Here is a 10,184-nt window from a genome sequence, read left to right on the forward strand (position 1 = left end):
GCGTTGGGCCACGACCGCCCGGGCGCCCGCCGCACCCCCGGCCCGTGATCGGGCGTCGCGGGCATCCCGGGCGTCCGGGGTGTTCCGGAGGCTGCCCGCGGCCCGCACGCAGGGTCTCCGGATCGCCCACAGGCGTCGTGCGGGTAACCCCTGCGTACGGGGGTTCGATGGAAAGCTGTTCGGGACGCTGCGCGGATGCCAGGGGCCACCCCGCGTCCTTCTGGCCGATACGCCAGGTAGACTCAGGAGACGCTTCTCGCGTTATGCGCAGTTGAGGACGAGGGGACATACCGCGTGGCCTACGACGCAAGTTCGATCAAGGTTCTTGAGGGTCTCGACGCGGTTCGCAAGCGTCCGGGTATGTACATCGGCTCCACCGGCGAGCGTGGTCTCCATCATCTCGTCTACGAGGTTGTGGACAACGCTGTGGACGAAGCGCTGGCCGGCTACTGCGACACGATCGGTGTGACCCTGCTCGCCGACGGCGGTGTCCGGGTCTCCGACAACGGCCGTGGCATCCCGGTGGGCGAGCATCCGACGGAGAAGCGCCCGGCGGTCGAGGTCGTCCTGACCACGCTGCACGCCGGGGGGAAGTTCGACGGCAAGTCGTACGCGGTCTCCGGCGGTCTGCACGGCGTCGGCGTGAGCGTGGTGAACGCCCTGTCCACCCGGCTCGAGGTGGAGATCCGCCGGGAGGGCTTCACCTGGTTCCAGCCGTACGAGAACACCCGTCCGGCCGCGCCGTTGGCCAAGGGCTCCCCCACCAGGAAGACCGGTACGACCGTCACCTTCTGGGCCGACGACACGATCTTCGAGACGACCGACTACAAGTACGAGATCCTCTCCCGCCGGCTGCAGGAGATGGCGTTCCTGAACAAGGGGCTGACGATCAACCTGCGGGACGAGCGTCCCGAGGAGCCCCTCGCGGTCACCTACCGCTACGCCGGCGGGCTCGTCGACTTCGTCGAGCACCTCAACGCCAGCAAGGACCCGATCCACAAGACCGTCATCTCGCTGGACTCCAAGGGCACCGGCATCGAGGCCGAGCTCGCGATGCAGTGGAACGCCGGCTACAACGAGTCGGTCTACACGTTCGCCAACACCATCAACACCCACGAGGGCGGCACCCACGAGGAGGGCTTCCGCGCGGCGCTGACCAGCGCGGTCAACGCCTACGCCAAGGACCAGAACCTGCTCAGGCCCCCGAAGGCCAACGGCAAGAACCCTGACGAGCGCCTCGCCGGCGACGACATCCGCGAGGGCCTGACCGCGATCATCTCGGTGAAGCTGGCGCAGCCGCAGTTCGAGGGCCAGACCAAGACGAAGCTCGGCAACAGCGAGGCCAAGCGGTTCGTCCAGGAGATGTGCTATTCGGCGCTCAAGGACTGGCTCGAGGCCAACCGGGTCGAGGCCCGGGCGATCGTCAGCAAGGCGCTGGACGCCCAGCGGGCGCGGATCGCCGCCCGTGCCGCCCGCGACCTGACCAGGCGCAAGGGCCTGCTCGGCGGCACCGGCCTGCCCGGCAAGCTCGCCGACTGCCAGTACACCGACCCGGAGCGCTGCGAGCTCTACATCGTCGAGGGCGATTCGGCCGGCGGCTCGGCCAAGGGCGGCCGGGACTCGAAGTTCCAGGCGATCCTCCCGCTGCGCGGGAAGATCCTCAACGTGGAGAAGGCCCGCATCGACCGGGTGCTGAAGAACACCGAGGTCCAGGCGCTGATCCAGGCGCTCGGCTGCGGCATCCACGACGACTTCGACGCCAGCAAGCTCCGCTATCACAAGATCGTCCTGATGGCGGACGCGGACGTCGACGGCCAGCACATCCGCACGCTGCTGCTGACACTGCTGTTCCGGTTCATGCGCCCGCTGGTCGAGGCCGGCTACGTCTTCCTCGCCCAGCCGCCCCTTTACAAGATCAAATGGGGCCGGGAGGACTGGCAGTACGCCTACTCCGACCGGGAGCGCGACGGCCTGATCGAGCACGGCATCGAGGCCGGCCGCAAACTGCCCAAGGACGCCATCCAGCGCTTCAAGGGCCTCGGCGAGATGAACGCCACCGAGCTGTGGGACACCACCATGGACCCGGACCGCCGCATCCTGCTGCAGGTGACCCTGGACGACGCCGCCGTGGCGGACGAGCTGTTCTCCGTCCTGATGGGCGAGGACGTCGACGCCCGGCGCTCCTTCATCCAGCGCAACGCCAAGGACGTCCGTTTTCTTGACATCTGACCGGCCGCGGGGCGCGCGGCCGCGGGCACCGCGGCGAGCTGGCCGGCGGCGGTCCGTCGGCTCGGCACCCCGGATGTCCGGTTACAGACAGTTTGTACCATGTACGGCTGACCACCCGCACCATCCCTGTATGGAAGGACCCGCGTGACCGACGTACTACCTCCGCCGCCCGGCGACCGGGTCGAGCCCATCGGCATCGAAGTCGAGATGCAGCGGTCGTACCTCGACTACGCGATGTCGGTCATCGTCGGCCGGGCGCTGCCCGAGGTCCGGGACGGCCTCAAGCCGGTGCACCGCCGCGTCCTGTACGCGATGTACGACGGTGGTTACCGCCCGGACCGGGGCTACTTCAAGTGTTCGCGCGTCGTCGGTGACGTCATGGGTAACTACCACCCGCACGGCGACTCGGCGATCTACGACACCCTGGTGCGGCTCGCCCAGCCCTGGTCGCTGCGCTACCCGCTGGTCGACGGTAACGGCAACTTCGGCTCCCCGGGCAACGACCCGCCGGCCGCCATGCGCTACACCGAGTCACGGCTGGCGCCGCTGGCCATGGAGATGCTGCGCGACATCGACCAGGACACGGTCGACTTCGCCCCGAACTACGACGGCCGCTCGCAGGAACCGACGATCCTGCCCAGCCGTTTCCCGAACCTGCTGGTCAACGGCGCCGGCGGCATCGCCGTCGGGATGGCCACCAACATCCCCCCGCACAACCTGCGGGAGGTCGCCGACGGCGTGAAGTGGTTCCTCGCGCACCCGGACGCCAGCGACCCCGAGCTGCTCGAGGCCCTGCTCGATCTGATCAAGGGGCCGGACTTCCCCACCGCCGGCCTCATCGTCGGCCGCCAGGGCATCGAGGACGCCTACCGCACCGGCCGCGGCAGCATCCGGATGCGGGCGGTGGTGCAGGTCGAGGAGAACAAGGGCCGCACCCAGCTCGTCGTCACCGAACTGCCGTACCAGGTCAACCCGGACAACCTCGCGGAGAAGATCGCCGAGCTGGTCCGGGACAACCGCATCAGCGGGATCTCCGACATCCGGGACGAGACCTCCGCGCGTACCGGCCAGCGCCTGATCATCGATCTCAAGCGGGACGCGGTCGCGAAGGTCGTCCTGAACAACCTGTACAAGCACACCCAGCTGCAGGACACCTTCGGCGTGAACATGCTGGCGATCGTCGACGGGGTGCCGCGCACCCTGCGGCTGGACCAGATGGTGCGGTACTACGTCGACCACCAGGTCGACGTGATCGTCCGGCGGACCCGCTACCAGCTGCGCAAGGCCCGCGAACGCCTGCACGTGCTCGAGGGCCTGCTGATCGCCCTCGACCACCTGGACGAGGTGATCAACCTTATCCGCAACGCCGAGTCGGCGGACGCCGCGCGCGGACAGCTGATGGACCGGTTCTCCCTGTCGGAGATCCAGGCGGTCGCCATCCTGGACATGCAGCTGCGCCGGCTCGCCGCACTCGAGCGTCAGAAGATCATCGACGAGGCGGCCGAGCTGCGGGCGAAGATCGCCGAGCTCGAGGCGATCCTGGCCTCACCGGCCCGCCAGCGGGAGATCATCGGCGAGGAGCTCACCGAGATCGTCGACCGGTTCGGCGACGAGCGGCGGACCAGGCTCGTCCCGTTCGAGGGCGACATGTCCGTCGAGGACCTCATCGCCCGCGAGGACGTCGTCGTCACCGTCACCCGCGGCGGCTACGCCAAGCGCACCAAGACCGACCTGTACCGCTCACAGCGCCGCGGCGGCAAGGGCGTCCAGGGCGCGGCCCTGCGCGAGGACGACATCGTCGAGCACTTCTTCGTCACCACCACCCATCACTGGCTGCTGTTCTTCACCAACAAGGGACGGGTGTACCGGGCCAAGGCGCACGAGCTGCCCGAGCAGGCCCGCACCGCCAAGGGCCAGCACGTGGCGAACATCCTCGCGTTCGGCCAGGACGAGCGCATCGCCGAGGTCATGGCGATCAAGGACTATGAGGCGGCCCCGTACCTGGTGCTTGCGACCAGGCGGGGGCTGTGCAAGAAGACCGCGCTGGCCGAGTTCGACTCCAACCGCTCCGGCGGCCTCGTCGCGATCAACCTGCGGGACGACGACGAGCTCATCGCCGCCCGGCTCGTCTCCGCCGGCGACGACCTGTTGCTGGTCAGCCGGCAGGCGCAGTCCATCCGCTTCCACGCCGACGACGAGCAGCTGCGCCCGATGGGGCGGGCCACCTCCGGCGTCATCGGGATGCGTTTCGACAGCGACGACGAGCTGCTCGCGATGGAGGTCGTCCCGCCGGAGTCGGAGGCGAACCTGCTCGTCGCCACCAGCGGCGGCTACGCCAAGCAGACGTCGCTGGGCGAGTACCCGGTGCAGGGGCGTGGCGGCAAGGGCGTCCTCACCGCGAAGATCGTCTCTACCCGTGGTGGCCTGGTCGGCGCACTCGTGGTCAGCCCGGACGACCAGCTCTACGCGATCACGTCCAACGGTGGTGTGCTGCGGACGATCGCGCGCGACGTCCGCCGGGCCCAGCGGCAGACCATGGGGGTCCGTCTCATCGATCTCGAAGCCGGCGTACAGGTCGTCGGAGTAGCACGTAATGCCGATGCGGAAGACAACGCCAACGGCGGGCCGACAGCCGCTCCCGGCGGGGGAAACCCGGCCTGAGGACGGATGACCGGCGGCCGGGCGGCAAGGCGGGAGATGGACCGTGAGCGACAGCGACGACGACCGGACCACCCGGTCACCGGCCTTCCGTGGATCTTCTCCGCCGCGGCCGGAGCAACAGCCCGAACGGGCCGGGGAACCCCGTAACGACCAGCGCGCCGCGTCGGGCCAGGCCCGCTCCGGCCCGGGCGCGACAAAACCCGCGACGTCCTCCACATCCTCCACGTTCCCGACGCCTCCGGCGCCGGGAACATCATCGGGCTCCGGGGCCGGGACAGGCCCCGCAGCGGCCCCGGAGCCGCAGGACGACGGGACACAGGCGCAGAAGCCGGCCTCGGTGCTGCGGGAACTGCGGATGCCGCGGGAGACCCGAGGCAGCCGGGACACCCGCGGCGCCAGAACCACGCAGCGTGCGGCCCCCGGCCCGTCGGCGTCCCCGTCCCCCCGGCCGGCCGCGCCGAGGACGGACACCGGCTCCCAGCCCGGCCGGGGGGACGGGAAGACGGCGGCCACCGGCCCGAACACCGCTACCAGACGCCAGGCTCCGGCTCGGCCCGGGAGCTCCACCGCCGCCTCGGCGCCTTCTTCGGGCCTGTCGGGCACCGCGGGCCCGCGGCCGGGCGTGTCGTCCGCGTCGGCATCGCCGACGTCGGCCGCCGCTGGTTCGACAGGCCTGGCCGGGCCTGCCACCAGCGCGTCGAGAGGGGCACGCGGGCCACGCCCGACCACGTCCGGCAGCGTGGACGGCGCCGCGTCCGGCGAACCGGCCGCACCGCGTCCAGCGGCAGGATCTCCCACCGTGACCGACAGCGTCGACACGGAGGCCATCGCCCTGGCGTCCGCTTCGACCTCCACCGGCGGGCGGCCCCGCTCCGACTCGGACACGATCTCGCTGCGCCGGCCGGCGAAGAAAACCGGCGGCTCAACCGGTACCGGCGTGTCGCCGGCCGCCCGTCCGGCAACTGACGGCCAGGTCACGCGCGCCGCGCCGGGCGGGGATGCTGGTGGTGTGGGACAGTCGAAACGTGGACCGGCGGCCGCGGCGGCGCGGGCCCCGGAGACGGAGGCCTTCAAACGGGTGGACGGTGGACATCCACGCAGTGACGATCGGGCAGCGCCCGCATCATCTGATCGTCGTGCCACAACGGGCCCACTGGCGCGTGGCGGGGGCACCGGCACTCGGGATCCCCTCGTGAAGCGGCCAGCCGACCCCTCCGGCGCGGGCGCGTCCGGCACCTCCCAGGTCCCCGTGCGGGAACGGGGCGGGGTGAAGGAGCCGGCGGCCACCGGGCCGATGACAGGCACCGCCACCGGGCCGTCCACCATGCGCCCACCCGGGCAGGGACGGCGGGCCCGGCTGCGCATCACCCGGGTCAACCCCATGTCGGTGGCCCAGCTGACGTTCGCGTTCTCCCTCTGCGTGTTCGTCGTACTGATGATCGCCGCTGCCGTGCTGTGGTTCGTGCTGAACTCGATCGGCGTCTTCGACAGTGTCGTGGAAGCGGCGGACACGCTCACCGACGGCAGCAACGGCGGCGTACGCGCCTGGTTGTCGTTCACCAGAGCCATGGAGATCGGCCTGCTCGTCGGCGCGATCAACGTGATCCTGATGACGGCACTGGCGACCCTGGGCGCGCTACTCTACAACCTGTGCACCGAGATGGTCGGCGGTATCGAAGTCACCCTGGGCGACTAGCCGCGACACGTCGACCCCTGACGGGCTTCCAGCCCGGGTGCCTGCCCGAACATCCCACGCATCCGGTACTGTGGAGCCCAGCAAGGACCTGTAGCTCAGTCGGTCAGAGCGCTTCCCTGATAAGGAAGAGGCCGGTGGTTCAAGTCCACCCAGGTCCACCCTTACGCCGCAGGCTTTTCTCCCTCACTTTCTTCTTCGACCAGCGGCGATTCTTCCTCCTCGTGCACGGATTCGTGCACCGGCCCGTCCAAAACCGGCTCTGCCGGACCGAAAATCGCCTCCGCGACGAGGCGCGCGGCGGCAGCGTCCATACCCGCGATCACATGGCTGTAGATCTTCAGCGTGAACGCGACGTCGGCATGCCCGAGCCGTTCCGACACGATCTTCGGGTGGACGTCGGACTTCAGCGCGGCCGTGGCGTAGCTGTGTCGGACGTCGTGTAGCCGGATCACCGGCAGCCCGGCGGCCCTGGCGTGCTTCTGGAACCGGTCGGTCACCGTGTCCGGGTGGATCTCGCTACCGTCCGGCCAGCAGAACAGCAGATCGGTGGTGTGCCCGACCTGCTTCCGCTCCTCCTCCCAGATCTCGATATGCGCGCGCAGCGCGGCCAGCGTCAGCGGATCGAGCGCTCGGGGACGCTGCCCGGACTCGGTCTTCGTCTCCGACTCCACGGCCCGGCCGTCGACGACCACCCGTGGCACGGCCGGGACGACCGTGGCCGCCTTCAGGTCGATGTCCTCGCGGCGCAGCCCGACCACCTCACCCCGGCGCATGCCCGTGGTCACCACCAGCAGATACAGCGCGTAGAGCCGATCACCCCGGATGTACTCGACGAACGCGCGCAGCTGCTCCGGTGTCCACACCGTGGGCCGGCGCCGGCCCACCCGCGGTGGTTGCGCGTCCTCCGCCACGTTGCGCGCCACGTAGTCCCACCTCACCGCATCCGCCAGCGCGCGGTGCAACATCCGGTGCACCGTCGCCACCGTCGACGGCGACAGGCCCGGCTTCTGCTCCGCCCGCCGATGCACCCGACCCTCATCGAGCAGGTGCGCGTACAACAGGTTCAGCCGCACCGGCGTGAGCTCCCGCAACGCGGTCTCCCCGATGATCGGCGTGACGTAGGCCCGGAGCAGGTTGCCGTACTTCACCCACGTCGTGGGGCGCATCCCCGCCTTCATCGCCGCGTGCCACTCGTCCAGGAACGCCCCGACGGTACGGCGGGACACCTTCACGTGCCGGCCCGACTCGTAGGCAGCGATCGAATCCCGCAACGCCTTCTCCGCCTCTTTGCGGGTCGCGAACCCGCCCCGGCCGGTCTGCCGCCGCTTGCCAGTCAGCGAATCCGGATCGACGTCGTGCCGGTAGGCCCACTTACCGTCCTTGCGGTAGGCGCTGCCCTTCATGCGGCCGCTCCGTCCGGGGTCAGGATCGCGCGCAGACCGGCGGTGACGATGAAGACCCGGCCCCCGAGCCGGCGGGAGGGCAGTTCCCCGGACGAGGTCAGCCGGTAGGCGCCGGCCCGGGAGAGACCCAGCAGCCCGGCCGCCCGCTCCACCGAGATCAGTGCGGGCAGGCCGTCGAGCGGGTCGGGGCCCGCCGGTGCCGTGGTGGCCGGGACGGCGGCCAGGCGCGGCCGGGCCTGTTCCGCCAGGTAGGCGTCCAGCCGGTCGGCGAGTGCCCGCAGCTCCGCGGGCAACGTGGCGATGTGGTCCGGCGTGGCCTCACCGGCGGCGGACTCCCGGGGCGGGATGCGAAAAGGCATTCTGGGTGTGCTCCTTGTCGGGGAGTGCGTCCCGGCGCGGTTGCTTGGCATGCGAGGCGTCGGGGCGCGACGGCGGAAATGTCGTCGGGCCGGCCGGCAGGTGGCGGTCATGCTGTCTGTCGGCCGGTTCGAGTGGCCTCGCGGCGTGAGCGGGCTTGGTCGGCGGCCATGTCGGCGAGCATCCGGTCGCCGGTGCGGGCGTAGCCGGACGCCTGGTACCGCCAGGCGGCGAGGGTGATGACTTGGTCGTCGTCTTCCGGCCGGCCCCAGGCGTCGAGCGGGGTGCGTTCCTCGCCGGTACGGGTATGGGTGCGGGCCCAGGTACGGCGGCGTTCCCGGCAGGCGGCGAAGGTCGTGGAATAGGTCCGGCTTTTGGTGATCCAATGGCCGTTGAAGCCGAATTGGTGGGCCCACCGGTCCATGCCGAGGTCGGCGAAGTCGGCGCGTAGCGCCAGCCGCCAGGACGCCCGGACGAGTTCGGCGTGATGGTCCGGGAGCAGCAGGAGCCGGGTGGTCAGGTCGTCGGGGGTGCGGATGCGGCTGTCGAGGGCGCCGGAGGTGGTGACGGATTTCGTGACGTACTTGGCGAGGTAGTTGCCGACGGTGGCGGGGGTGAGGTCGCCGCCGTCGACGGTGAGGGGGCGGGTGTCGGCCTGGTCGCCCCAGCGGGCGGCGAGCATCGGCGGGCGGGGTGTCGGGGTGGGGACGAGGCGGGTGGGCAGGGTGTAGCGGTGCGGGTCGGGGCAGGGCTGTTCGGCGCGGCGGACCGCCCAGCGCCAGCAGGCCGCGAGTAGCTCGGCGGTGGCCCAGGCCGGTGGGGGTGCCCAGTAGCCGCGGTGGGTGGTGGCGTCGTCGAGGCGGAGGACGGCGTGGAAGTGGACCGCGCCGCGGGCCTGCATTTCGGCGACTTTGATGTAGCTGATCCGGACCTGGCGGCGGGTTTTTCGTTCGGTGCGGTCGGTGAGGAAGGCGAGGCGCCGGTAGGTCAGGTCGATGGTGCGTTTCCATAGCCGGGCGGCGTGGCGGTTCCAGACGACCAGGCCGGCGAGGTCGTAGCAGTCCAGGCAGATCGGGGCGCCGATGCGGGGGTCGTCGTCGGGGTGGACGAGGTGGCAGCCGCGGGGGCGGCCGTGGGGGCAGCGGCCGGGGTAGGGCCGGCAGACCTGGGCGGGGCCGTGGTTGGCCCGGCGGGAGTGCACCGGGCCGAACGACGGGGCGGTCACGGTGACGAACAGCCCGGGATGCTGGGCGATCGTGTCGGGAATCTCCAGGCCACCGGCGAGACCGGCGTGGACGATCTGCCAGGCGTCCCCGGCGTACAGGTACGAGCAGGACGGGCAGACGGTGGCCCGCCGGTTTCCGCAGGGCACGAGGATGGTGCCGTCCGGCAGGGCGGCGGAGTCGAAGGTCCGGCGGATTTCCCCGGTCGCGGTGTCGGCCTGGTCGATGGTGCCGGCCAGGCGGATCGGGTGCGCGCAGCCGTTGACGCGCCGGATCTGGTCCCACAGCGTGGAAAACGTGCCGTCGGCGATCCGGTCGGCGGCAGCGGTGAGAAGGTCGGGAACCACGGGAAGCGCTCTCTTCTTGGCCGGGAAACGACCGCTCGGCATGGTTTCCCTTCCCATCCCGGACAGGGCATGGAAAAGGGAAAGTGGCGAGGAAGGGACCGAGAAGAGAGTTTTTTATGTTTTATGCCGCGCATGACGGAAGGGCCGCCACGGCCCGACCCTACGCTTCAGGCTGCACACCACGACGTGCGCAAGATTTTGTGTTGTGTGGTCCCACCGACGCCAACGGCCGGACGGGTCGGGCTGTTCCGAACCTTCGGTCAAGGGA

General features: G+C 70.5%; 6 protein-coding genes and 1 tRNA gene. 4 read left to right on the top strand and 3 right to left on the bottom strand.

The features are described from left to right. Positions 1-294 precede the first annotated feature (294 nt). The 4 genes from gyrB to NBX02_RS00230 all read left to right on the top strand — a co-directional run bounded on the left by gyrB (position 295) and on the right by NBX02_RS00230 (position 6,744). Complete coding sequence (gene gyrB, locus NBX02_RS00215) at positions 295-2,229, top strand: DNA topoisomerase (ATP-hydrolyzing) subunit B (protein WP_250289450.1); 1,935 nt, start codon at positions 295-297, stop codon at positions 2,227-2,229. Positions 2,230-2,373: 144 nt separating this feature from the next. Continuing rightward, a complete protein-coding gene (gene gyrA / locus NBX02_RS00220; RefSeq protein WP_250285927.1) occupies positions 2,374-4,890 on the top strand; it encodes a DNA gyrase subunit A in 2,517 nt (838 codons plus the stop codon). A gap of 1,192 nt (positions 4,891-6,082) precedes the next feature. After that, positions 6,083-6,586 carry a DUF3566 domain-containing protein gene (locus NBX02_RS00225; RefSeq protein ID WP_250285926.1) on the top strand — a complete coding sequence of 168 codons (504 nt, stop codon included), beginning with the start codon at positions 6,083-6,085 and terminating at the stop codon, positions 6,584-6,586. A gap of 84 nt (positions 6,587-6,670) precedes the next feature. After that, positions 6,671-6,744: transfer RNA gene (locus NBX02_RS00230), tRNA-Ile, on the top strand. A gap of 3 nt (positions 6,745-6,747) precedes the next feature. Here the strand turns inward: NBX02_RS00230 and NBX02_RS00235 are convergent. The 3 genes from NBX02_RS00235 to NBX02_RS00245 form a co-directional block, all read right to left on the bottom strand. Beyond that, a complete protein-coding gene (locus tag NBX02_RS00235; RefSeq protein WP_250285925.1) occupies positions 6,748-7,989 on the bottom strand; it encodes a tyrosine-type recombinase/integrase in 1,242 nt (413 codons plus the stop codon). Beyond that, positions 7,986-8,348, bottom strand: coding sequence for a helix-turn-helix domain-containing protein (locus NBX02_RS00240; RefSeq protein WP_250285924.1), 363 nt, complete (start codon positions 8,346-8,348; stop codon positions 7,986-7,988). Before NBX02_RS00240 ends, NBX02_RS00235 begins: the two co-directional genes overlap by 4 nt. Positions 8,349-8,455: 107 nt before the next feature. Next, positions 8,456-9,916: a replication initiator gene (locus NBX02_RS00245; protein WP_250289452.1), complete on the bottom strand. Its 1,461-nt coding sequence runs from the start codon at positions 9,914-9,916 to the stop codon at positions 8,456-8,458. Between the last annotated feature and the right edge of the window lie 268 nt (positions 9,917-10,184).

It is taken from the genome of Protofrankia sp. CiP1_Cm_nod1, assembly GCF_920888515.1.
Lineage (GTDB): Bacteria > Actinomycetota > Actinomycetes > Frankiales > Frankiaceae > Protofrankia.

Excerpts from the sequence above, each read along its gene's own strand:
- NBX02_RS00240 (WP_250285924.1), bottom strand. The coding sequence starts at position 8,348 with ATGCCTTTTCGCATCCCGCCCCGGGAGTCCGCCGCCGGTGAGGCCACG.
- NBX02_RS00235 (WP_250285925.1), bottom strand. The coding sequence starts at position 7,989 with ATGAAGGGCAGCGCCTACCGCAAGGACGGTAAGTGGGCCTACCGGCAC.